This window comes from Thermoactinomyces sp. CICC 10735, from assembly GCF_016055175.1.
GTDB lineage: Bacteria > Bacillota > Bacilli > Thermoactinomycetales > Thermoactinomycetaceae > Thermoactinomyces > Thermoactinomyces vulgaris.
In genome coordinates this window covers 569,352-592,881 of sequence record NZ_JAECVT010000002.1, presented here as the reverse complement: position 1 = coordinate 592,881, position 23,530 = coordinate 569,352, and the positions used below count along the sequence as shown (strand labels likewise).

Annotated in this window: 20 protein-coding genes, 7 tRNA genes and 1 rRNA gene; 21 read left to right on the top strand and 7 right to left on the bottom strand. The window is 48.2% G+C overall.

The features are described from left to right. The 5 genes from rrf to I8U23_RS06255 form a co-directional block, all read left to right on the top strand. Positions 1-96, top strand: a 5S ribosomal RNA gene (gene rrf, locus I8U23_RS06275); the annotation flags it as partial. Positions 97-371: 275 nt separating this feature from the next. Further along, positions 372-464: transfer RNA gene (locus I8U23_RS06270), tRNA-Ser, on the top strand. Between the two features lie 8 nt (positions 465-472). Continuing rightward, a tRNA-Phe gene (locus I8U23_RS06265) sits at positions 473-548 on the top strand. Positions 549-551: 3 nt separating this feature from the next. Further along, positions 552-627: transfer RNA gene (locus tag I8U23_RS06260), tRNA-Thr, on the top strand. A 4-nt stretch (positions 628-631) separates the two neighbouring features. Beyond that, positions 632-705 (top strand) — tRNA-Trp (locus tag I8U23_RS06255). 3 nt (positions 706-708) lie between these two features. Here the strand turns inward: I8U23_RS06255 and I8U23_RS06250 are convergent. Next, entirely contained in the window at positions 709-1,131 is a 423-nt protein-coding gene (locus I8U23_RS06250) for a YugN family protein (protein WP_165489731.1), read from the bottom strand. Between the two features lie 57 nt (positions 1,132-1,188). Between I8U23_RS06250 and I8U23_RS06245 the strand changes: the two genes are divergently transcribed. From I8U23_RS06245 to I8U23_RS06235, 3 genes are all read left to right on the top strand, one after another. Next, positions 1,189-1,262 (top strand) — tRNA-Cys (locus I8U23_RS06245). A 6-nt stretch (positions 1,263-1,268) separates the two neighbouring features. Then, a tRNA-Leu gene (locus I8U23_RS06240) sits at positions 1,269-1,357 on the top strand. A gap of 9 nt (positions 1,358-1,366) precedes the next feature. Beyond that, positions 1,367-1,443: transfer RNA gene (locus tag I8U23_RS06235), tRNA-Arg, on the top strand. A gap of 27 nt (positions 1,444-1,470) precedes the next feature. Here the strand turns inward: I8U23_RS06235 and I8U23_RS06230 are convergent. Next, positions 1,471-2,394: a hypothetical protein gene (locus tag I8U23_RS06230; RefSeq protein WP_198050833.1), complete on the bottom strand. Its 924-nt coding sequence runs from the start codon at positions 2,392-2,394 to the stop codon at positions 1,471-1,473. Between the two features lie 194 nt (positions 2,395-2,588). Next, a complete protein-coding gene (mnmA, locus tag I8U23_RS06225; RefSeq protein WP_037995903.1) occupies positions 2,589-3,674 on the bottom strand; it encodes a tRNA 2-thiouridine(34) synthase MnmA in 1,086 nt (361 codons plus the stop codon). 114 nt (positions 3,675-3,788) lie between these two features. Here mnmA and I8U23_RS06220 point away from each other — a divergent pair, with 114 nt between their 5' ends. The 6 genes from I8U23_RS06220 (at position 3,789) to pepV (ending at position 10,898) form a co-directional block, all read left to right on the top strand. After that, complete coding sequence (locus tag I8U23_RS06220) at positions 3,789-5,147, top strand: TrkH family potassium uptake protein (RefSeq protein ID WP_037995927.1); 1,359 nt, start codon at positions 3,789-3,791, stop codon at positions 5,145-5,147. A 145-nt stretch (positions 5,148-5,292) separates the two neighbouring features. Beyond that, positions 5,293-6,840 (top strand): vWA domain-containing protein, encoded by a 1,548-nt coding sequence (locus I8U23_RS06215; protein WP_037995901.1) that lies wholly within the window; start codon positions 5,293-5,295, stop codon positions 6,838-6,840. 16 nt (positions 6,841-6,856) lie between these two features. Continuing rightward, positions 6,857-7,189 carry a hypothetical protein gene (locus tag I8U23_RS06210; protein WP_037995898.1) on the top strand — a complete coding sequence of 111 codons (333 nt, stop codon included), beginning with the start codon at positions 6,857-6,859 and terminating at the stop codon, positions 7,187-7,189. Between the two features lie 428 nt (positions 7,190-7,617). Continuing rightward, positions 7,618-8,238 carry a DUF47 domain-containing protein gene (locus tag I8U23_RS06205; RefSeq protein ID WP_037995896.1) on the top strand — a complete coding sequence of 207 codons (621 nt, stop codon included), beginning with the start codon at positions 7,618-7,620 and terminating at the stop codon, positions 8,236-8,238. Beyond that, a complete protein-coding gene (locus tag I8U23_RS06200) occupies positions 8,231-9,226 on the top strand; it encodes an inorganic phosphate transporter (protein ID WP_049720516.1) in 996 nt (331 codons plus the stop codon). Before I8U23_RS06205 ends, I8U23_RS06200 begins: the two co-directional genes overlap by 8 nt. 256 nt (positions 9,227-9,482) lie before the next feature. Further along, positions 9,483-10,898 (top strand): dipeptidase PepV, encoded by a 1,416-nt coding sequence (pepV, locus tag I8U23_RS06195; RefSeq protein ID WP_198050832.1) that lies wholly within the window; start codon positions 9,483-9,485, stop codon positions 10,896-10,898. A 47-nt stretch (positions 10,899-10,945) separates the two neighbouring features. Here the strand turns inward: pepV and I8U23_RS06190 are convergent, their stop codons facing one another. Beyond that, a complete protein-coding gene (locus tag I8U23_RS06190) occupies positions 10,946-11,590 on the bottom strand; it encodes a hypothetical protein (RefSeq protein WP_049720514.1) in 645 nt (214 codons plus the stop codon). 19 nt (positions 11,591-11,609) lie between these two features. Beyond that, positions 11,610-12,770, bottom strand: coding sequence for a cysteine desulfurase family protein (locus tag I8U23_RS06185; protein WP_037995888.1), 1,161 nt, complete (start codon positions 12,768-12,770; stop codon positions 11,610-11,612). A gap of 183 nt (positions 12,771-12,953) precedes the next feature. Between I8U23_RS06185 and I8U23_RS06180 the strand changes: the two genes are divergently transcribed. From I8U23_RS06180 to nadA, 3 genes are read left to right on the top strand one after another with little or no spacing between them, the layout of a single operon-like run. Continuing rightward, positions 12,954-14,489 (top strand): L-aspartate oxidase, encoded by a 1,536-nt coding sequence (locus tag I8U23_RS06180; protein WP_049720528.1) that lies wholly within the window; start codon positions 12,954-12,956, stop codon positions 14,487-14,489. Next, a complete protein-coding gene (gene nadC / locus I8U23_RS06175; RefSeq protein ID WP_062843080.1) occupies positions 14,444-15,331 on the top strand; it encodes a carboxylating nicotinate-nucleotide diphosphorylase in 888 nt (295 codons plus the stop codon). Before I8U23_RS06180 ends, nadC begins: the two co-directional genes overlap by 46 nt. Continuing rightward, entirely contained in the window at positions 15,322-16,434 is a 1,113-nt protein-coding gene (gene nadA, locus I8U23_RS06170; protein ID WP_049720512.1) for a quinolinate synthase NadA, read from the top strand. The genes nadC and nadA overlap by 10 nt, the downstream gene beginning before the upstream one ends. 39 nt (positions 16,435-16,473) lie before the next feature. On the opposite strand, the gene I8U23_RS06165 is transcribed toward nadA, so the two are convergent. Further along, positions 16,474-17,607: an SH3 domain-containing protein gene (locus I8U23_RS06165; protein ID WP_049720511.1), complete on the bottom strand. Its 1,134-nt coding sequence runs from the start codon at positions 17,605-17,607 to the stop codon at positions 16,474-16,476. Between the two features lie 216 nt (positions 17,608-17,823). Further along, positions 17,824-18,738, bottom strand: a complete 915-nt coding sequence (locus tag I8U23_RS06160) for a L,D-transpeptidase family protein (RefSeq protein WP_049720510.1) — start codon at positions 18,736-18,738, stop codon at positions 17,824-17,826. Between the two features lie 223 nt (positions 18,739-18,961). Here I8U23_RS06160 and I8U23_RS06155 point away from each other — a divergent pair, with 223 nt between their 5' ends. From I8U23_RS06155 to I8U23_RS06140, 4 genes are all read left to right on the top strand, one after another. Then, a complete protein-coding gene (locus I8U23_RS06155) occupies positions 18,962-20,098 on the top strand; it encodes an HAD family hydrolase (protein WP_198050831.1) in 1,137 nt (378 codons plus the stop codon). 99 nt (positions 20,099-20,197) lie between these two features. Continuing rightward, positions 20,198-20,809, top strand: coding sequence for a superoxide dismutase (locus tag I8U23_RS06150; RefSeq protein WP_037995878.1), 612 nt, complete (start codon positions 20,198-20,200; stop codon positions 20,807-20,809). 142 nt (positions 20,810-20,951) lie between these two features. Next, entirely contained in the window at positions 20,952-21,674 is a 723-nt protein-coding gene (locus tag I8U23_RS06145) for a cell wall hydrolase (RefSeq protein ID WP_052186718.1), read from the top strand. Positions 21,675-21,891: 217 nt separating this feature from the next. Next, the gene (locus tag I8U23_RS06140; protein WP_049720508.1) at positions 21,892-23,205 is read left to right on the top strand and encodes an MGDG synthase family glycosyltransferase; all 1,314 of its coding nucleotides are present in this window, start codon (positions 21,892-21,894) and stop codon (positions 23,203-23,205) included. Positions 23,206-23,530: the final 325 nt, after the last annotated feature.

The following is a 23,530-nucleotide window of genomic DNA, read 5'->3' as shown; positions in this document are numbered from 1 at the left end:
GGGATCCACCCGTTCCCATCCCGAACACGGAAGTTAAGCCCTCCAGCGCCGATGGTACTTGGGGATGACCCCTGGGAGAGTAGGTCGTTGCCAGGCAAACAATCCCCCCTGATTTCAGACAGGGGGAATTGTTTTCAAAAATTATTGCCCTGATCTTACAGTTTTGTTCCTCGTGGCATGTCCTGTTCCTTGGTGGAATGGGTTCAATCTTCTCGCCGGTTTTAAGGTGAGAGGGCAGAGTGGGGAGTTTCAGAAAAAAACTAAAGTAAATTTTGTCTTGACATGAAGACAGGGGCTGTGTATCATATTATTTGTCAGCACGATAAACAATACGAAATAAGTAAGTAACTTATTTTCGAATGACTTGACACGGAGAGATGTCCGAGTGGTCGAAGGAGCACGATTGGAAATCGTGTAGGCGGGCAAACCCCGCCTCGAGGGTTCGAATCCCTCTCTCTCCGCCATTTTATGAGGCTCGGTAGCTCAGTCGGTAGAGCAGAGGACTGAAAATCCTCGTGTCGGCGGTTCGATTCCGTCCCGAGCCACCACTGGCTGGTGTGGCTCAATTGGTAGAGCAACTGACTTGTAATCAGTAGGTTGGGGGTTCAAGTCCCTCCACCAGCACCATCGTAGGGGCGTAGTTTAATGGTAGAACAGAGGTCTCCAAAACCTCCAGTGTGGGTTCGATTCCTACCGCCCCTGCCATCTTCAACTTACGGTTGCAAGTTTGGCTTCAATGGTTTGAATCACTTTTTCAGCCCGCTGAATCCATTTGTCATCAATGGGTTCATCTGCTGAAGGGACGGGTTTGGAAAATTGATTCACCAAAGAACTGACAAGTCCGGTATCTCCGGATGGGTCATTTTTTGTCAGAAATTCATGTTTGATGATGAAAGGTTTACCGATTTTGACGATGGCGTTGCGTGATTCCAATTCTCCTTTAACCGTGTAAAGGGGAATACGCAAATAGTAACGGTAACCTTGATCAGATTCCCAATCCAAAGGCTTGTCGAGATAGCCGTGGTCGTAATCATAGCCACCACCCAGATGGAAGTCTTCAGGTTCCAGTTGTTCTTGAAGAATTCCGTAGGGAATCTGTAAACCTTCGATTTTTGACGAAATGGTAATCACCATTGTTTCCTCCTTTCAAAGTTATTGTTTGATGATCTGATTTATTTCATTCAACATGGCGGCATAGCCAAGTGGTAAGGCAGAGGTCTGCAAAACCTTTATCCCCGGTTCGAATCCGGGTGCCGCCTCCATGACGTGCGGACGTGGCGGAATTGGCAGACGCGCAAGATTCAGGTTCTTGTGGTCACTTCAGACCGTGGGGGTTCAAGTCCCTTCGTCCGCACCAATTAAATATGTGCCCTTAGCTCAGCTGGATAGAGCGTCTGACTACGGATCAGAAGGTCGGGAGTTCGAATCTTCCAGGGCACGCCATCAAAAAAGCAGCTAATTCAAATTGAATTAGCTGCTTTTTTGATGATTCCATTTTGTTTTTGTTTTTAAAAAGAACGGCTCTTTCTTCACAGGTTGGGTCTTTATTTTGCTGTGTAGATGCATGTCTTTCATTTCGAAAAGCAAGGCCTGCTTTTGAAACCGTTTGAAGTCTTGTTTGGGTTTTTCTTTGGTTGAAACGGTCTGCTTGTTTTGGCTCCGTCGATGGCTTTCTTGTTTTTTCACATCAGATGAATCAGATTGGTTGAGCCGCTTGGATTGTTTGTCATCTTCATCCTTGTGATGGGGGTTTAAATGAATCCATTTGAGATCGTTGTTTGTTTCTGGTTTTTTAATGATTGATTTTGTGCAGTCTTTGGACGGTTCAGGCTTGCAAGGAATCAAGTGGTCAAGGAAACCCGGTTGATTCCATTCAAACTTGGGTGGCGGAAACTTCGGTTTTTGATCGTTGGATGGTACCGGATCATCCTTTTCATAAACCGGCGTTTCTCCAACCGGATCGGCAATGGCCACAATATCCGACAAGTCATGATTTTTTGGTTCCTGTGTCGCCGGATCGTTTTTCGGAGAAGGGTTGGAAGCGGACGGTGCCGGGTCGTTTGGATTGGTGTCAGGCTGAATGGATGTGTTCGCAGTTTCCCCGTTGTTCTCCGTGGTGGCCGGTTGGTCGACATCCGCTGATGCCAGTTGCCTGGATTCGTTGACTGCATGTTCAGAGATATTTGACTTTTTCTTCGAAATCAATGGTTGTTCAAGCTTGGATGCTGTTGGATAAGCTTCTTCCATTCCGATCACATATGCGGAAAAGGTCATGATCAGGCAAGCAATGCCGGCACTGGTAAACACCAGGGCTTTTCGCTTGACTTGTAAGCCGAACTCATCGATGGAAAAATTCTCTTTGTGTTCCGGTTCACCGCGATATGTATTTTTCACGGAAATGAGTCCTCCTTTATGAAAACTCGTTTATATGCTACTCTATTTTCCAGTTTTTGAACAGCCGACCAAAGTTCTATTTTTATATAATATATAAAATGGTTTTTTTTGGGTTAAATATAATTATTCAAGCAATTAAAAGGAAAACGGAGGGCGGGGAGATCCCCGTCCCCGGGCTTTTTATGGGAGAAAGGTTAAAAAGTGTGATCGATAATGCCGCCGCCCAGACATTTTTCATCGCGATACATCACGATTGATTGTCCAGGGGTTACCGCGCGTTGCGGCTTTTCAAATTCGACGTGCAGGCATCCGTCAGCTTGAGGATGGACAAGCACTTTTTGGTCTTGTTGGCGGTAACGGAATTTGGCTGTGCATTCAAACGGACGGTCCGGCAAATTTCCTTCTCCCAGCCAGTTGACGTCTGTTGCCGACAAACCGTTGGAGTAGAGCGCTTCATGGTCATGCCCTTGGACCACATACAAAATATTGTTCTCCAAATCTTTTTTGGCAACAAACCAAGGCTCGCCGGTTCCGGAACCGCCAATGCCCAATCCTTGGCGTTGACCCAATGTGTAATACATCAGGCCGTGATGCTCGCCGATTTCCCGGCCGTCCAGCGTGCAAATTTTGCCTGGTTGTGCCGGCAAATACTGACTGAGGAATTCACGGAAATTGCGTTCGCCGATAAAACAGATGCCGGTGCTGTCTTTCTTTTTGGCGGTGGCCAGTCCCGCTTTTTCAGCCAGTGCACGCACTTCTTTCTTTTGCATGTGGCCAATCGGGAAGATGGCTTGCATCAATTGTTGTTTCGGAACTGCATATAAAAAGTAAGTCTGGTCTTTATTGGAATCAGCACCGCGAACCAAATATTTGGTGCCATTTTCATCTTTGATTTGTGCATAGTGTCCGGTGGCGATCAAGTCTGCTCCCAGTTGTTTGGCTTTTTTGAGGAAATCGCCAAACTTGATTTCCCGGTTACACATGACATCCGGATTGGGGGTGCGGCCTTTTCGGTATTCGTCCAGGAAATATTGGAACACTTTTTGGTAATATTCTTTCTCGAAGTTTACCGAATAATAAGGGATGCCGATTTGTGCGCACACTCTCCGCACATCTTCATAATCCTCTGTGGCGGTACAATGACCGAATTCATCGGTGTCATCCCAGTTTTTCATAAACAGGCCGATCACTTCATATCCTTGTTCTTTCAGTAACCAGGCTGTAACAGAAGAGTCCACGCCGCCGGACATGCCAACGACAACTCGAGGTTTTCTGGTCATAATGAATCCGTCCCATGCTAAAAATTGATGTATAATGCTATTTTACCCGGTGATCTCATTATAACCAATCCAAAGACATTCAACAAATTTTACAAAAGGAAATGATGTCGTGTGTTGTACAAGAAAAACAAATCATTTCAAAAGAAAAGATTAAATCCGGCTCAAGTGCTTGCCATCGGTTTTGTGGTGGCGATTTTGGCCGGGAGCTTTCTCCTTTCCTTGCCTGTTGCCACCGAAAGCGGACAGCCGCTTCCATGGATTGATGCTTTATTTACGGCAACCTCTGCCGTTTGTGTGACCGGACTGGTGGTGGTGGATACGGCTCAAACGTTCAGCACATTTGGCGAAATGGTGATCCTCCTGCTCATTCAGACCGGCGGACTGGGGATCATGACTCTCACCACTTTGTTTGCCATGATTCTGGGGAGAAAAATCGGCGTGCAGGAGCGGCTGGTCTTGCGGGAAGCATTCAATCAATTGGAATTGCAAGGGGTGGTCAGCCTTGTTTTGAAAGTGTTTCTCATCACCCTGATTGTCGAGGGAACCGGGTTTGTCGCTTTGTGTTTTTGTTTCGTCCCGGATTGGGGGATCAAAAAAGGGTTGTATTATGCGCTTTTTCATGCGGTCTCCGCTTTTAACCAGGGAGGCTTTGACTTGTTTGGAGAGACCCGGGCATTTGCCGGGTTGACAGCTTATGTGCACGATCCGTGGGTCAATCTGATTGTCGGCTTCCTGGTGATTTTGGGTGGCATCGGTTTTATCGTGATCCTGGAGCTGATCCATTATCCAAAAACCAAGCGGCTCAGTTTACATACCAAATTGGTGTTGACCATGACCGGCCTGCTCCTTGGCATCGGAATGCTGGTCATTTTATTTACGGAATGGAACAATCCCCAAACCATGCAATCTTTTTCTTTGAAGGAAAAGCTGTTGGCTTCTTTTTTTCATGCGGTCACTCCCAGGTCCGGAGGATTTCAAACTCTGGACTTAAGCCACATGTATCCGGCGACATTGTTTTTCACCATCCTGCTGATGTTTGTGGGAGCGTCTCCCAGCTCCATCGGGGGAGGAATCAAAACCACCACGCTGGCTGTGATTTTGTTGGCCGTGTGGACCATGATGAGGGGACGTCAGGATGTGGTGGCTTACCGGCGCCGGATTCCCACGAAACATGTGTATAAAGCATTGACGATTACAGTGGCTTCCTTAACACTGGTGATCATCGTCACCATGCTCTTGGCGATCACGGAACAAACCGACATCCTGTCTGCCTTGTTTGAAGCGGTTTCCGCCGTGGGAACCGTGGGGTTGTCCACCGGACTGACCCCCCATTTGAGCGAGATGGGAAAAATTATTCTCATTTTCAGCATGTATGCCGGGCGTCTTGGTCCGATCACTCTGGCGTTGGCCATTGCCCGCGACATTGATCCGCCTCCTTTCCGGTATCCGGAAGAACGCCCTTTGATCGGATAAAATCTTTCCCGAGATTGTCGAATGAAGGCAGGCTGCACCTATTGCGAAATCAAAGTGCATCAAGTAAGCTAAAATCAAATTGGGATGTTTTTCTCTCAGGTTGGATATATATAGATCAATGAAGAGGATAGGATAAGGAGGGCTTATGCGTATCAGCAAAAGTCGAGTCCTGCTGACAGGCTTCCTGTTGTTGACGGTCGGGATGTCAAGTGGTTGCGCGTCAGTGATCCAAAAAATCCAGCAAACCACAGGCAATGAAATCGAGAAAGTGGACAAATTAACGCTTCAACAACAGGAACAAGCCAAAGAAGAGAATCCGGACGAAGAGGAAAAGGATCGAAGCATTCCCAAAAGCCCGGCTCCCCACACCGAGTTGCAGGCGATATTGAATGATGACGGGCAAGGAAGATACGCCGGGAAAAATTATGAGCGGAATGAAGTCATCAACGCTTTGCAGCAAATGCCGAAAGGCTTGTCGGATGACAAAGCTTATGCTTATTTGCTGGGGTTGGTCGGCGAAAATTATAAAGAGGATATCGAAGCGTTTGATGCACTCTCCCATCAAACCTATAAAGCCAAAAGCGAAGCATGGCGCAATGTGAAAGACCGCTGGCTGCAAGCGGAAGAGGCAGCGAAGAAATCGAAGACGGATCCGGAAAACAAAAAAATGAACTATGTGGTTTTACTGGATACGAGCGGGAGCATGGGAGGAAAATTGAAAGAACAACCGAAGATGGATGCGGTGAAAAAATCACTTCAACAATTGGCCAAACGCTTTCCGCAAAATACGGTGGATTTCCAGTTGCGCATTTACGGACATGAAGGGAGTCCGGAGTTGAAGGACCGGGACCGGTCATGCAACAGCACCCAAAAAATTTATGCAGGTTCCCGGTATGACCAAAAACAGTTGGAACAAGCTTTGAGCCGGGTTCAACCGACGGGCTACAATCCCCTGGCCCTGGCATTGTTTAAATCCCAACCGGATATGAAAAAAGGGGCACCCGGTCAGGTGGAAAACCATGTCATTCTGATCACGGACGGTTATGACAACTGTGACGGCAATCCGGAAAAAATGGCACAAGCCCTGCATTTGTCCGACACCGCAGCCAATGTTCATGTGATCGGTTTGGATGTGGAAGCGAAAACCGAACAGCAATTGCGAAACATAGCCGATCAAACCGGCGGGGATTATGCCACCGTCAAAAATGAACAGGAATTGGAAAAGGTATTGTCATCCGAAACGGAACGCTTGAAAGAATCCCGGCAACCGTGGGCGATCCGTGCAATCAATTCGGTGCAAAAAGCCCATCACTATGATGAAGAACGCCTGCAACAATATTATGCCGATATGCAAACCAAAGTGGACCAGGAATCGGATCGTCTGAAAAAAGCCAACCACTTTATCAAAGATGATCAAAAAATCGACCAGCGAACCTTTCAACAAATCCGTTCCTGGATTGAACAAAGAAATGAACAGCTGCAAAACTATGTGAGACAGCGTTTTGATGAGGTGGGCAACAAACTGGATGAAGATTACCGCAAAGAAGTGTCCGGTTTGCTCAAAGATTGGAAAGAAGCCGGAGGGGATCCGGATCAGATCGAGCTGAAAACGGAGCAATTGATCAAAGAGGATTTGCAAGATCAAGTGAAACGCAATATGCAGTTAAATACGGAAGAAAAGCCGCAACCCTAAAAAGGTGAAGGTGAAGATGATGACAAAACCCGCTTTTGAGCTTCGCTATGACCAAGAGTTGGAATTGATGCGGCCGGTTTTGCACGTGGATTATGAAAGTTTGTCCCCGGAGAAGAAGCAGGAATTTGAATGGGCTTGCCAACAAGTGTGTGCCAAAATTCCGGACCGGCTCCAACAACTTGAACAAGCTTATATGGAGCTTTATGAAAAATTGAAGGATACAGAAGATGAAGAGCTCTTTTTTAAAACCAACGAGGAAATGAACGAGCTGTCCAAGAAAATCAGTGAGATCAATTTGCTTTATTTACAAATTGAAGGAACCTATTTGCACAGCAATGTTCATATGTGACGCCTCGCCGGATTGGCTTTGAAGACACCTGCAAAGGGTGTCTTTTTTTATGCATTTATATAATCTTTTCATTTGGGAAATAGATAAAACAGAGTGCATTTCCGTCGTCGGGACAATTTTGCAAGATGGAAAAGAAGATTCTTCCTTTAAGTCAGCTGTTTACTTCTGTGTTAAAATAAATGATTGGATCCGGTCCGTCCCTGAAAAAGCCCGTGGTGCCTGTTGTTCCTTTTCTTCCAATACCGCCAAACCGCATTGGATATCAAGATATGTCGTGTGTTTTTTATTTCCAATGTAAAGTTTTTGTTAAGTTTTTTTAAATCAGAGATAAATAATTGGTTAAGTCTCAGGCTGAGGTATTTCAAAACTTCTTTTTTAAGAATAAGATAATTTTTAGTTAAAAAATGGTTGATTGGGAGGAAACGATTGTGCTCTTTAACCGGTCAAAGGACAAGATTTTTTACCAAACCATGGTGGATGCAACCACCAACATCATCGAGGCCGTACAGCTGTTCCGCGAAAACGTGGAAACCCTGGAAGAAAAGGAACAATATGCGGAAAGATTGAAAGAACTGGAGCATAAGGGGGACGATTACACTCATCTTGTGATCCAGGAACTCAACAAGGCGTTTGTCACTCCTCTTGATCATGAAGACATCTTGAAATTGGTTTATTATCTGGATGATGTTTTGGACGGGATTGAAGCGTGCGCCGCGCGGTTTGTTTATATGCATGTCAACAAAACGACGCCTTACCTGATCCAGTATGGAGAAATCCTGGAAAAATCGGCGCGACAGTTACAGGAAGCATTTGTCGCATTGGAAAAGCGGGATTATGATACCATTCGCCGGATTTCCGTCGAAATCAATTCGTTGGAAAACGAAGGCGACAAATTAATGCGGGAAAGCATCAGTGCGTTGTTTGAAGAGGCGATTGACCCGATTGAATTAATCAAAATGAAAGAGATTTATCAAAAACTGGAAGGCGTCACGGATTCCTTTGAAGATGTGATGGACGTGATGGAAAGTGTGGTAATGAAGTATGCTTGATCCGTTTTGGTTACTGGTTGCGGTTGTGGTATTGGCATTGATATTTGATTTTACAAACGGATGGCATGACACCGCCAACGCGATTGCAACGGTGGTGGGGACACGCACGCTATCCCCGTGGGCAGCCATTCTCATGGCCGCGGGATTAAACTTGGCCGGGGCCTTTTTTTCCACGGCGGTTGCAAAAGCGATCGGAAAGGATATTGTGGATCCGGAAAATGTGACATTGGTTTTGTTGATATCGGCTTTATTGGCAGTGATCATGTGGAATATCATCACCGTGTTGTTGGGACTTCCCACCAGTTCATCCCATGCCTTGATCGGCAGTTTGATCGGGGCGGTGATTGCATATAAAGGTTTTGGCGTTCTTAAAGTTCATGGAATTATTATGATTCTTGTAGCCATGTTGATTTCTCCCGTATTGGGAGCACTTTTCTCGGGAAGTCTGATCAAATTGATTCGGAAACTTTTCCAAACCATGCCCCGCTCCCGGGTGAAACGGATTTTTAAACCGTTGCAGATCGTTTCGTCAGCGTTTATGGCATTCAGCCACGGGGCGTCCGATGCGCAAAAAGCGATGGGGATTGTTGCCATGGCTTTGGTGGCGTACGGTTCATACAGTGAATTGACGGTGCCAAGCTGGGTCAAAGTGGCTGCAGGTTTGTCCATGGGATTGGGAACCGCAATGGGCGGACGAAAAATCATCCATACGATCGGTTCCCGGTTGAGCCGTTTGGAAACGCCGCAAGGTTTTGCCGCTGAGACCGGGTCGGCCATCTTGTTGACGACGGTGGCGAAAATTGGGATTCCGGTCAGTACGACACATACCATCACGGGTTCAATCATTGGCGTCGGTGCGGCTGAACGGGTCCGCAGCGTGCGTTGGAGTGTGGCCGGAAAAATCATTTATGCCTGGGTGCTGACCCTTCCGGGTACGGCTGTGATGGGCTTTCTCTTTTACCACGTCTTAAAATTTTTGGAAGGTTGATGGGACTTGTGGCAACACAAGTCTTTTCTTTTTTATTAAAATATATGAACAGTCTGGAAACGGGGGTGAAGCTTGCTTCATTTACTCTTTTTACCCAAACGTGGTATATTAATTAGAAATAAGTCATGCATCTAATAAATCCCATAAAAAGAGACTTATTCCATTTTAAGGAGAATATTCACGTTTGGCTCATCATCTCTGACTATACATAACGGAAAGGAGAAAAGGCATGAACGTGAAACAGGAGGAGTCGGTTATGAACCAAGTGGCATGGCAGGAAGAAGTGTTGAAACGGAAAGATGAATTGTTAGCGGAATTAAAAAGCTTATTGTCCATTGCAAGTGTTTTGGATGAATCCACGGCTTCCGCCCGGGCTCCGTTTGGGGAAAAAGTGGCGGAAGCACTTCATTATATGTTGGAATTGGGCAAAAAGGACGGCTTTCAAACCAAAAATGTGGACGGTTATGCCGGGCATATTGAATACGGCGATGGGGAGGAGATTATCGGAATTTTGTCCCATGTGGATGTGGTTCCGGCGGGAGATGGATGGACGAGTCCTCCGTTTCAACCCGAAATCCGCGATGGAAAATTGTATGCCCGTGGTGCCTTGGACGACAAGGGCCCGACCATGGCGGCTTATTTTGCTTTGAAGATCATCAGGGATCTGGGGCTCAATTTGTCCAAAAGGATCCGGCTGATAGTGGGAGGGGACGAAGAGTCCCGTTGGCGCTGCATGGCTCATTATTTCGAGAAAGAAGAGATGCCGGTGATGGGATTCAGCCCGGATGCCGATTTTCCGATCATTGCGGCCGAGAAAGGCTTTTTGGATATCCAGGCGGTAAAATCCGGCCAAAAACCGGCGAACAGGGATGGCGCATGGACATTGGAACGATTTGAATCCGGGGAACGCGTAAACATGGTTCCGGACGTGGCCACCGTCCGGCTGAGTGGAGACGGGGATGTCTTCGCATTGAAAGAAAAGGTTCAAGACTATCTGCTTACCCGCAGGATTCAGGGATACGCCGAAGAAAGCAACGAGGGTGTCACCATTGTGATGGAGGGGAAAGCCCATCATGGCATGGAACCGGACAAAGGAAAAAATGCGGCGTTGTTTATGGCCCGATTCCTCGAGGAAGTTCCTTTGGATCCGGAAGGGGAAAATTATGTCCGCATGATCAATGATCTTTTTGTGGACAGTTTCTTCGGGGAGAAACTGGGTATTCAGGTGTCCGATGAATGGATGGGACCCCTTACCGTCAATGCCGGGGTTTTCCGCTTTGAAGCCGGGGAAAGACAAATGATCCGCATCAATATCCGCTATCCCAAAAACGGCGATGCCGGTCAGATTTTGCAAACGGCAGAGAAAAAATTGGCCGAATACGGTTTCCAAATTCTGGAGGCCGACCATAAGCCGGTTCATTTTGTGGAACCGGATCACCCCTTGATCCGGACGCTGACGAAAGTCTATGAAGAACAAACCGGAGAAAAAGCGGAGATTCTCGCCATTGGCGGAGGAACGTATGCTAGGGTCCTGGACACCGGCGTTGCCTTTGGGCCGTTGTTCCCGGACAGTGCCGAAACCGCTCACCAGCGTGATGAATATATCGATGTGGATGAATTGCTGAAGGCCACTGCGATTTATGCCCAAGCCATTTATGAATTGGCCAAATGATTGAAAACATCCCCTCACCCGGGTTGTCAGCCTGGGGAGGGGATGTTTTATTGCGAGTGAAAATGGAACATCTGATAAATGAATGAATCGGGGGAAACATCCGCAGGCAAGGGACGTTCAATTATCACCGGAACTTGTTTCCGAAGCAACGTGCGATGAATCGCCTTGAATTGGCTGGCATCATAAAGCGGTGAATTGTAACTGTTCAGGTTGTAGGCTGTTCCATCCTTAAAATGGATGTGATATTGAAGACGGAGTTTTTCTTTCATAAACGGAAGTTGTTCCGGCTTGTAGTCCAAAACCACGTGATTGATGTCTTGCCAGCGGTAAAAATGCATGTCTTCGATGCTGAAAAAGCGGCTGTAACCGAGGCCTTGGGGAGTCACGAGCAAATAATTGTCAAAGCTTAAAATCACAAGCGGGCTGCTGACCAAATAGAAAAAAGCAAAAACAAAGAAACGCCTTTTTAATTTGGCGGGTTGGAACCGGTTTTTGAAAAAGGAAAAGATAAAACCGACAGAGATACATAAAAAGAAAAAGACAAACCCGTAGGCGACAGGGGTTCCCATTAAGTAAATCTGTTCCGGATCCCGATAATTCACTTGTTGCAAAAAGACAAACAAAATCCAAAACAAAACGGCAATCAGCAAACCGGACAATAACTTCAAGCATCCTTTGATATATTTTTGCAATGGAAACAGCCTCCAAGTATTAAGGTTTGTTTCGCAAGAAGGATCGCAAGTCTTCAAGAATTTCTTTTAAATGATCCACCAGTTGATGGATATCCGACTCGGTGGTTTCCCTGCCAAAGGTGATGCGAAGGCTTTGATAGGCTTGTTCTTCACTTTTGCCCATGGCCATCAGGACATGGGAAGGGGCATGTTTCCCTGCACTGCAAGCGGAACCGCTGGAAACAAAAATTTGTTTGCGGTTGAGTTCCAACAAAACGGCTTGTCCCTCGACCCCGTGAAAACTGAGATTCAGATTGTTGGGTAACCGGTTGCTTGGATGGCCGTTTAAATCCACTTGGCCGATTTCCTTTTGGATCCGCTTCAGGCACAGATCGCGCAACCGGGTCAACCGTTGCCGTTCTTGTTCCAATTCTTGGCTCATCAGATAAGCGGCTGCTCCGAGACCGATGATTCCGGGCGTGTTTTGGGTCGCGGGACGCAGGCCTCTTTCTTGGCCCCCGCCAAAGAGAACCGGTTCAATCCGGATTCCTTTTTTGATATACAAAGCGCCGATTCCTTTGGGGCCGTAAATTTTGTGCCCGCTGACGGAAAGAAGGTCCACGCCCAGTTCCTGAACGGAAAAGGGGATTTTGCCGTAAAATTGCACCGCGTCGGTATGAAACAAAACCGGTGTGTCGCGAAGGAGCCGGCCAATTTCTTTGATCGGTTGCAGCGTTCCCACTTCATTGTTGGCGGCCATGACACTGACCAGAATGGTTTGCTCCGTCAGGGCATCTTTGACTTGTTCCACAGAAATTCGGCCGTATGGATCGACCGGCAGGTAAGTGACCTCAAACCCTTCTTTCTCCAATTGTTTGCATGCTTCCAGGACCGAAGGGTGCTCGATGGATGTCGTAATCACATGATTTCCCCGGTTCCGGTGTTTTCTGGCCGCTCCCAGGATGGCCAGGTTATTGGCTTCGGTGCCGCTTCCGGTAAAGATGATTTCCCGCGGGGATGAAGCGCCCAGCGAGTCAGCCACCTGTTTTCTTGCCAACTCGATTGCATCCCGGCTTCGTTGTCCGAAATCATGGATGCTGCCGGCATTGGCATATTCTTTTTGGAAGAAAGGAAGAAGGATTTCCATGACCTCCGGCCGTACGGGACTGGTGGCCCCATAATCCAAATAAATGGGTTTCATCGATTAAACCTCCGCATTTGTAAAGCTTTCTCCACCTATTATAGCGAAAAAAAAGAACGACAGACCTTTTTTCGTGAAGTGTTCAAAACATAAAAAGAAAAAATTTGCTATTGACATTCCTTTCGTTATTGAGAAAATGAATATGAACAAATTGTTAACGTTTTTTGAAAGGACCTTATCATGATGAGACAAGTCACTACCGATTATATTGTCGTAGGGAGCGGGATTTCCGGTTTAATGACAGCGCTTTTCTTATCCGAAACCGGAGAAGTGAAGGTTTTGACCAAAGCATGTGAAGATGAGAGCAATTCTTACCGGGCCCAAGGCGGGATTGCCGCGGCCGTCGGCGTTGCAGACTCTCCCAACCTGCATTGGCAGGACACACTGCGGGCGGGAGTGGATTTGTGTGATGAGGATACCGTGCGTTTGATGGTTAAGATGGCTCCCGACACGATCCGGTTGCTGGCAGATTGGGGAACGCCTTTTGATAAAAAGGGGAATACCTATTTGCTGGCCAAAGAAGGTGCCCACTCGGCTTCCCGGATTTTGCGGGTGCACGGGGATTCAACCGGAGCCGGGATCACTTCCACCTTACTGCGGCAAGCCAAGCGGCGAAAATCCATTCATATGCAAACGCATACAATGGTGGCCGATTTGTTGGTGGAAAACGAAACTTGCCGCGGAGTGATTGCACTGGATACCGGTCGGGAGCCGACGTGTTATCTGGCACGGAAAGGGGTGGTCTTGGCGACGGGAGGATGCGGTCAGGTCTTTAAGTATACGACCAATGACCTGGTGACCACCGGTGACGGTTTTGCAATGGCACATCGTGCCAACGTGCAATTGACAGACATGGAGTTTATTCAGTTTCATCCGACTGCACTGGCCGTCGATCAAAACCCGATGTTTCTCATTTCGGAAGCCGTGCGGGGCGAAGGCGCCGTTTTGGTGACGGAATCGGGAGACCGGTTCATGGAACGGTATCACGAATTAAAAGATCTGGCTCCCCGGGATGTGGTGTCCAGGGCCATCTACACCGAAATGCAGCAAGGGAACCAAGTGTATTTGGATGCAAGACATTTGAAAGGGAAATTTGCCCACCGGTTTCCTGCCATTTACAAGAAATGCCGCAAAGCCGGGATTGATCCGGAACGTGAATGGATTCCCGTCCGGCCGGCCGCGCACTTTATCATGGGAGGAATCAAAACCGATTCTTATGGACGGACTTCCCTCCCGCGGCTGTTTGCATGTGGGGAAGTGGCTTGCACGGGTGTCCACGGTGCCAACCGTCTGGCGAGCAATTCTTTGCTGGAAGGAACGGTTTTTGCGCAACGGGTGGCGGAAAAGCTGTCGTCTTATGAAGAGCAGCCCACAACGATGCAACTTCCTTCGCAATTTCCTCGTTTGTGCCAAGATAAACAAACGGAAGAAAAAATCAAAAAGGAAATCCGGCAGATCATGTGGGATCACGCAGGCATTGTCCGCACATCGGAAGGATTGGCTGAAGGGCTTTCCAAGCTGAAACGGTTGCAGGATTCGGGACGCGTTCTGCCGGGGATGTTTGAGTTGAGAAATATGTTAACGACTGCACAATTGGTGATGAAAGCTGCACGATGGCGCGAGGAGAGCAGAGGGGGGCATTACCGTCGTGATTTCCCGCAAACCATTCCTGAATGGGCGGAAAAACACAAAGTGATCCAAGGGGGGATTTCATCGTGAATTGGATAGCATTAAAGCAATGGATTCGTGAAGTATTGAACGAAGACATCGGTGCCGGCGATCTCACGACGGAAGCGCTGGTGCCGGCGGATCATCAAAGTTCTTGTTTGTTTATTGCCAAGCAAGACGGGGTGATTGCCGGTTTGCCGGTGGCGGAAGCCGTGTACCGGGAGTTGGATCCCGAAATAAAGTGGGAATGGCTGGTCCGGGAAGGGGACCGGGTGAAAAAAGGAACGGCGATTGCCCGGATCACCGGACCGACCCGAGCCATCTTGACGGGGGAAAGGGTAGCGCTGAACCTTTTGCAACGGATGTCAGGCATTGCCACGATGACCCGGCAGTTGGTGGACCGGTTGGAAGGGCTTTCGTGCCAGGTGTTGGACACAAGGAAAACGACACCGGGGTTGCGGCAGTTGGAGAAGTATGCCGTCCGTGTCGGCGGCGGCACCAATCACCGGTTTGGATTAAGCCACGGCGTGATGATTAAAGACAATCACATTGCGATGGCGGGGAGTCTGGCGACGGCGATTGAACGGGCCCGCAAACATGTCGGGCACATGGTGAAAATTGAAGTGGAAGCGGATACCTTGGAACAAGTGAAAGAAATTTTAAAGCATGATGTGGATGCGATTTTGCTGGACAATATGGATCTTGACACACTGCGGGAAGCCGTTCGTTTGATCGACGGCCGGGTATGGACCGAGGCATCCGGAGGGATCACACCGGAAACGATCCGCCCGATTGCGGAGACCGGGGTGGATGCGGTATCGCTCGGTTGGCTGACGCATTCGGTTTCCGCTCTTGATATCAGTTTGGATTTTGGGGAGGAGGCATCTCGATGATGGATACCATGTTGAATTACTTGGATCAAGATTTGCCGGAGGTTTACCGTTCCATGTCCGGGCAGGAGCTGGACGAACGGATTCAAAAGGCAAAAAAAGCACTGGGGGACGATTTGGTGATCCTCGGCCATCACTACCAGCGGGATGATGTGATTCAATATGCCGATTTCCGCGGGGATTCCTTGCAATTGGCCAAGACGGGAGCGAAGCAGAAGAACGCCAAATATATCGTGTTTTGCGGGGTGCATTTTATGGCTGAGACGGCCGATACGTTGGCGTCCCCGGGGCAAACCGTGATTTTGCCGGACCTGCGCGCCGGTTGTTCCATGGCGGATATGGCGGACATTGAAGAAGTGGAAGAAGCTTGGGAAGTTTTGCAGGAAACATTTCAAGACACGGTGATTCCGGTCACTTATGTCAATTCCACGGCTGCGATCAAGGCTTTTGTCGGAAAGCACGGCGGAACCACCTGTACGTCTTCCAATGCGAAGCAGGTGTTAGACTGGGCATTCCGCCAAAAGAAGCGCGTGTTTTTCCTCCCCGATCAACACCTGGGGCGCAACACCGCTTATGATCAATTGGGCATTCCCTTGGAAGAAATGGTGGTTTGGAATCCTGCAGACGGAAAGTTTGAGGAGCAAAAAGGGCCGTTGGATCGGGTGCGCATGATCTTATGGAAAGGATATTGTTCCGTGCATCAAAAGTTCACTCCTGAACAAGTGCACCGCATTCGCAAGCGGGATCCGGAAATGAAAGTGATCGTCCATCCGGAATGTTCTTTTGATGTGGTGCAATTGGCCGATGATTCCGGTTCGACCAGCTATATCATCAAAGTGATCGAAGAAGCGCCGGCCGGAAGCCGCTGGGCCATCGGCACCGAAGTCAATTTGGTGCAACGGCTGGCCCAGGAATATCCCGACAAGCATATTGAACTGCTAAGCACGACGATGTGTCCCTGTCTGACCATGAACCGGATTGACCGCCCCCATTTATTATGGGCGCTGGAAAGTATCCTGGAGGGAAACCCGATTCATGTCATCAAAGTGGATGAGGAAACCAAACATTGGTCCAAGGTCGCGTTGAACCGGATGTTGACTGTTTGATAAAAAAAGGAAGGAGAAACCAATGTTTCTCCTTCCTTTTTATTGGGCAACACTGTGATGTATAAATCCGGTGCGCCCGTCTTTTAATTGGATGATGTGCCAATCACCGTTGTTTCCGATTTTTTTCAGTTCCGTTCCTTGAGCCACTCGCATGATAATGGTTGCATTTTCTGAAGGGGAATTACGAATGTTGGCAAGAAAGACCGTTACTTTGATCGTTTGGGCATCGGGTGTTTTGGCTTCTGTTTTTTCGGCGACACTTTTATGGACGTATGCGGTGTAACCGCTGGATAACCGGACCCGGTACCATTCCGCATTTTCTCCGGTCAGCACAAGTTGGGTGCCTTTGTTTACTTTTTGCACAATCGGAGCGGACAAAGACGGATTGGACCGGATGTTGGTCACGGAACCGGTGACTTTGATGGAACCGGTGGCATCGGTAAAGTTATTCTGATTGGAAGAACCGGTGTTTTTCGTCACGGTAGATGAATGGATAAACCCGGTTTTGCCGCCCGGTGTTTTGATTTGATACCAATCCTTGACAAAGCCGGTCATTTCCAGAACCGTCCCTGTTTCAGCCTGTTCCATGACAAAGGCTCCCAGTGAAGGGCCTGTCCGGATATTGGCCAGGTTGACCGTCACTTTCAATTGGCCGCTTGTCGGTTGAACGGCAAAGGAAGGATCTCCGGCCCATTTCCCCGTCGATTTTCCGCTGTGAATCCACACGGGGGTGCCTTCAGGGACGATTTTGTACAATTCATTCACATCTTCATTTTTCATCCGTACACATCCGCTCGAAGCGTGGCTTCCGATGCTTTCCGGTTGATTGGTCCCGTGAATGCCGTAAGTACGTCCATTGTCTTCATTGACACTGATTCCCATCCATTTATCTCCCAACGGGTTCTTCGGGTCTCCTCCCGGGATGTTTTTCCAGCCGGGTTTGTTGATCTTGACCACCATGGTGAATGTTCCTTCGGGAGTCAATTCTTTCGTGCGGCCGGTCGCCACCCGGTATGTTTTTTCCAAGGTACCGTCTTTATATAAATAGAGTGTGTTCGTGGATTTATTGACCTCGATTTGGTAATTGGCCGCAGCGCCTGCGGTTCCAAAGTAAAAACCGAAGACCAGAACGATGGCCAAAATGGATGAGAAAATCCATTTTATATGTTTCAACGCTTCTTTTCCCTCCTACATGTTATTGTGAAAGCAGCAGGAGTTTAACCGGAATGAAGCCCGATCGGATCATGCAATCGTTTCCCCCTCCTTGCTTGCGAATCATCAACTGAAATTAACTATACCGGAAAAATTGGGGGAGAGAGCAGGAGGAATTTTACCATTATTTGAATTTCGCGCAGAAAAAATGCCTCGTCAGAGGCATGACACATCCGTTTACCGGCCGATGCAAATTTCGTGAATGTATGCGATCGATCCATCTTTCAGGCGCAGTTTGTAAAAATGCCCTTCTTTCCCGATGGCGGTCAAGACCATTCCTTTGGGAACGCGTTGAAGAATGGTTGCCGACAAAGAAGGCTGAGACCGGATATTGGCCAAAAAGACACCGACACGGATTGAATGTTGATTTCCGCCAGTGTTCCCTTGCACCCGGATATAGTTTTGATGGACATAAGCAGTGCGTCCGTCCGCCAGTTTCACTTGCACCCAATCCTTCGTTTTTCCCGTGGCCGAAAGACGGGCGCCTTTGTTTAATTTTCCGATGATCGCGGCGCTGAGGGAAGGGGCGGTCCGGATATGAACGTGGTTGCCCGTAATGGTGGCGGTTTGTAAAACGGGTTGTCCGTTCTGTTTCCCTTGTGGTTTTTGATTGCTTTTGCCGCTGTGAATCCAAACCGGTGTACCTGTCGGAACCAGCTTCGATAATTCGATGACGTCCTGGTTCCGCATGCGGATGCAGCCGTTGGAAACATATTTCCCGATCGACCCGGGTTGATTGGTGCCGTGGATGCCGTAAGTTCTGCCCTGGTCCCCGTTCACGCGGAGACCCAGCCAGCGTTCGCCCAGCGGGTTTTTCGGATCTCCTCCCGGGATGCCTTTCCAGCCGGGTTTGTTGATTTTGATGACCACGGGAAACGTGCCTTCCGGGGTCAACCCCGGCTGACGCCCGGTAGCCACCGGATATACTTTTTTCAATTGATTGCCTTGATACAGATAGAGGCGGTTGGTGGCTTTGTTGACTTCTATTTTGTAACCGAAGGAAGCTGCATCAGAAACCGTCGGCCAAAATGAAAAAATGAGTGTGAAGGCAATGGTCGTGATCAAAAGAGAGGACCATTTGAAAAAACGCAATCGGCATGCCTCCTCGCCAGTAAATTTGTTTTTTCTGTCTATTTAGATAATAATGGATGTTAAATGATTTGTGAAGAAGAGAGTCGCATTTCAGGATGTTGCGCAAGAGATTTCATTCAAAGTCGCAAAAAGAAGAAGATTCCTTTCTTGCGAGACAAGGAGTGCTTTATTACAATGAGGCGAAAGGCAGAATGTGATGTTTTTCTCAAAAGGGGTGTTCCGATTGTATAAAACGGTTTTATTTGATGTGGATGGTGTGTTTTTAAGTGAAGAAAGATGTTTTGACGCTTCGGCGCTGTCCGTGTGGGAATTGCTCCATTCGCCGCAATATCTGGGGCTGGATGACCAAAAACATGTGGTCCGGCCTTCCGAAGAGCAGATCCGCCGGATCCGGAAAGAGGTTTTTGTAAACGATCAAGTTTTGGACTGGATGAAACAAAAGGGGCTCAATTCCAACTGGGATATGGTTTACCTCGTCTTTTCGGGACAGCTGATGCTCTTTTTGAAGGCATTGTATGAAGAAAAACCGGAGAGGGTAAAACAATTATTGAGTGAACCGGTGACGGCGGAGGTGCTCCAAGCGATCCAAAACGAGGCAAACGGCTTTCAACTGCGGTTTTCCGGCTTTATCTCTCTGTTTGACGGGAAAGAAAACCTGGACAAACATCAATTGTTGATTTATTTCAATGAACTGGCTTATGAATGGTTTGGTTTCGCGGTGGATGCGTTTTCCCGGAATTCTTCCTTGTGGAAATTGGCTTACTCGGTTTATCAGGAATGGTATTTGGGTGATCAAAGATTTGAGGAAACAGAGGGCAAACCGGCGAGACAAAAAGGGAAAAAAGGATTTCTTGAAAATGAAATTCCCCTTGCCGAACCGGAAAAGGTCAGGCAATTGCTGACAACGTTAAAAGAAAAGGGAATCCAAGCCGGAATCGGAACCGGGCGCTCCTTTTTGGAAACGGAAGTCCCTTTCCGCTCGTTCGGCTGGTTCCCCTTGCTGGATGAGAACCATATTGCCACGGCAAGTGATGTGATGGAAGCGGAAAAAGCATATCCCCATCGCGCCCCGCTCGGAAAGCCCGAGCCATTTACCTATGTCCGGGCTTACTTGGGGAGGGAGGCAGACATCAGCGATTGTCTGGACCATCCGTTGCCGTTTGAAAACGGAAAAGAGATTTTGATTGTGGGCGATTCGGTGGCCGATTTGCTTGCGGCCCGGAAAATGGGCTGTGATTTTGCCGCAACTTTGACCGGTCTCACCGGGAAAGCAGCCCGGGCGAAGTTTGAAGAGCTGGGGGCGGATTATGTTTTGGAGGACATTACGCATTTCATTCCTCTCCTTCAACGTTTCGGTTGACTAAATACTTAAATTTCAAGCATAATAAATATAGATGTTGGTTTTGTTTCCAATGTCCCAAAAAGCCATTCATTTTCATTACATAGGAGGTTAAAAACCATGGCCAAATACGAATTGCCGCCACTGCCATATGCAAAAGACGCTTTGGAACCGCATATTGATGCAACCACCATGGAAATTCACCATGACCGCCATCATGCGACCTATGTCAACAATTTGAACGCTGCGCTGGAAGGGCACGATGTTGGTGCCAAAAGCGTGGAAGAATTGATTTCGGACTTGAATGCTTTGCCGGAAAGCATCCGCACCGCTGTCCGCAACAACGGAGGCGGACATGCAAACCACAGCTTGTTCTGGCAAATTTTGAGCCCGAACGGAGGAGGCGCCCCGACGGGTGAAGTGGCAGAAGCCATTAATGCCGAATTTGGAAGCTTCGATGCCTTTAAAGAAGAATTCTCCAATGCAGCCAAAGGTCGTTTTGGAAGCGGCTGGGCATGGCTGGTTGTGAAAGACGGCAAGTTGGCCGTCACCAGCACGCCGAACCAAGACAGCCCGTTGATGGAAGGGGCGACCCCGATCCTGGGCTTGGATGTTTGGGAGCACGCTTACTATCTCAAATACCAAAACAAACGTCCGGAATACATTGAAGCGTTCTGGAACGTTGTTAATTGGGAAGAAGTAAACAAACGTTACCTCGCCGCTCGCGGTTAATCCCGGTAAAAAGACACAGCAAAAACGCTGTGTCTTTTTTTGTGTCTTTTGATTCCCAATAAATCACTATTGAGTCGTAAAATCCCTTCTCCTACAATAGCGATTGTGTAGCTCTGCCCGGTCAAAAAGGGGAGGGGATTGAATGAAGACAGCGAAAAATCTGGCGGCGGCCATTGCAATTCTTGCCATGGCTGTGATTGTTTTGTATAAAACCGCCCATCAAGGACATGCAAAAATGGCAGACCGGAAAATATTGAAGAAAACATCCGCAGCAGTGGATGACAGAGAATATATCCGCTTATGGAAAGAGAGGAATCAAGAAGCGTTGAGCGAGGGGATCGCTGTTTCCCATGTGAAACAAGATGCCCGGAAAACCAAGCCGGTTCGCTTGGCCGGGAAATCCATGCAAAAGAAAGAAACGGGCAACACCGCGCAACCCGGTAAAAATGAAATAAAAGGAAAAATGGCCGGCGATGGGCCGGGGAAAAAAAGATTTGATGTCACGCCTTCGGAAAAAAGGCTGTTGGCCAAAGCGGTTTACGGAGAAGCCCGCGGAGAATCGTTCAAGGGGCAGGTGGCCGTGGCCGCGGTGATTTTAAACCGGACGGAACATGCGGCTTTCCCGGACAGCATCCGTGGAGTGATTTATCAGAAAAATGCTTTTACGGCGGTCAGTGACGGACAAATTCAACTGGAGCCGGACGCCAAGGCGGTAAGAGCGGTGGAAATGGCGATCCAAGGGGAGGATCCGACACAAGGAGCCGTTTATTATTACAATCCGGAAATCGCCACCTCCGAATGGATGGAGAAAAAAGCGTCGAACAGCAAGAAAATGCGCATTGGTGAACACGTCTTTTTTAAATAGCATCCGTGTTTTTGCTCCCTGTTTCAAAAAAGTGTAGAATATAGAGATACAGCGGCCCTGTGTCATTTTTTCCGCTTCCCTGAAGTGAGGGAGAAGCGGGAGGATGAAGACTGGTTCAACGGGACATCCTTCATCGGGCGGGAAAGCATATTCGCCATCCGGATGACGTAAAGATGGAAGTAGCCAAGCCGTTTTTGTTCAATGGGAAGAGCCGGAGGTGTCGGACGGATCGTGCCGAAGGCGAAAGGAAACGGGGGAAACGGCCCGCAGCACGGCATCCAAAGAGTTGTCCGAGTGGTTGCTGCACTTTGCGTGTTTGGTTTCATTGCGAGATTACGGATTTAAATCCGGGCAGTTTTGGGAACAGTATATAGGGGTTAACGGGTTTGCAAAGGAGGGAAGCGCCATCGAACGCATATTACTGCTGACCATGGGCTTCGGTACCGGACATAATGCTGCCGCCAAGGCACTGAAGTGTCAATTTGAAAAAATGCCTGCAGTAACAGCGGAGGTGGTTGATTTACTGGATTTGATCCCTGGCACCTTCCATCCCCTGTTGCAATCTGGATATCACGGAATGTTGAACAAGTTTCCAACCCTTTATCATTATTTATATGACTGGACTCATCACAATAAAATGTTTCGTTATGTCTCAAGCGAACTCATTGAAAAGATGGGATGGTCCATTCGGAAGAAAATGGCGCAACTCTTTGAACAAGTGCAACCGACACGAATAGTTTCCACCCATCCTTTTGCGTTGCTTTTGTGTCCGACCCAATGGGAGGAAGTTCCGGCCGTCGGAGTGATTACCGATTATGAATTGCATCCCATCTGGCTGATGCGGTTGCCGCATGCGCTTTTTGTGCCCAAGCGTTTGCTGAATCAATGCCAGTTGGAACAAATTCAGTGGACAACAGGGCTTGAAATCCATGAAACAGGCATACCGGTCAATGAAGCTTTTTATGAAGAAATACCGAAGGAAGAAGCGCGCCGACAATTGAATTTAAAAAGCGACGAACCGGTGGTGTTGATCATGGGCGGAGGCACCGGTCTCGGACCGCTGGAGCAGTTGGTGGATGAAATCCGGCTTCTCCGTTCCATGCAATTTGTTGTGTTGACCGGGAAAAACAACCAGTTGTATCACCGGCTTCAAAAGAAAGTGAATCAACCACACATCCGGATTGAACCCTTTCGTTGCGACATCCCGCTGAGGATGGCGGCTGCCGACTTGTTGGTCACCAAACCCGGCGGATTGACCATCAGCGAGGCCATTGCCAAAAAATTGCCGATGTTTTTGTTTGAAGCTTTACCGGGACAGGAAAAAGCCAATCAACAATATTTGTTGCACCATCGTGTGGCCATGATCACCAGACCGCAGACGATCCGGTTGCAATTGGAAAAGTTTTTTTCGCCGGATTATAAAAGAGATCGCATGGTCGAACGGTTTACCGGGCTGATGTCGCCGAATGCGGGAGAGCGGATTGTTCACGAGACGCTTCGAATCCAGGCAAAGATGATGCAGACTTTATAGCTAACATGGAGCAGCTACAAAGTCTGTTTCTTTTATATAAAGGGGGATCTGCTTTTGAAACTGGTCACGTATTGCGTCAAAGCCGATGAATTGAACATCCAGACGGAAGAGATTGCCGGTGCCCGCCTGGGACTGGTGTCAGGGGCATGGATCATCGATGTGGGACTTGCCCAAAGATGGCTGGAAATTGAAAAACGTTTGGTTTTTTCTCATGAAATCGCAACGGAGATGGGGCAATGTCTGGCCAGAGGGGATGCGGAATTCAACGCCCTCAGAGAGATGGAAAGGCAGCTTGCGCAGGAGGACATCGGGACTTTGCAGATCG

Coding starts and splice junctions, on each gene's coding strand:
- I8U23_RS06180 (WP_049720528.1), top strand. CDS start 12,954: ATGAGACAAGTCACTACCGATTATATTGTCGTAGGGAGCGGGATTTCC.
- I8U23_RS06210 (WP_037995898.1), top strand. CDS start 6,857: ATGATGACAAAACCCGCTTTTGAGCTTCGCTATGACCAAGAGTTGGAA.
- mnmA (WP_037995903.1), bottom strand. CDS start 3,674: ATGACCAGAAAACCTCGAGTTGTCGTTGGCATGTCCGGCGGCGTGGAC.
- I8U23_RS06215 (WP_037995901.1), top strand. CDS start 5,293: ATGCGTATCAGCAAAAGTCGAGTCCTGCTGACAGGCTTCCTGTTGTTG.
- I8U23_RS06145 (WP_052186718.1), top strand. CDS start 20,952: ATGAAGACAGCGAAAAATCTGGCGGCGGCCATTGCAATTCTTGCCATG.
- I8U23_RS06150 (WP_037995878.1), top strand. CDS start 20,198: ATGGCCAAATACGAATTGCCGCCACTGCCATATGCAAAAGACGCTTTG.
- nadC (WP_062843080.1), top strand. CDS start 14,444: ATGGGCGGAAAAACACAAAGTGATCCAAGGGGGGATTTCATCGTGAAT.
- I8U23_RS06200 (WP_049720516.1), top strand. CDS start 8,231: ATGCTTGATCCGTTTTGGTTACTGGTTGCGGTTGTGGTATTGGCATTG.
- pepV (WP_198050832.1), top strand. CDS start 9,483: ATGAACCAAGTGGCATGGCAGGAAGAAGTGTTGAAACGGAAAGATGAA.
- I8U23_RS06185 (WP_037995888.1), bottom strand. CDS start 12,770: ATGAAACCCATTTATTTGGATTATGGGGCCACCAGTCCCGTACGGCCG.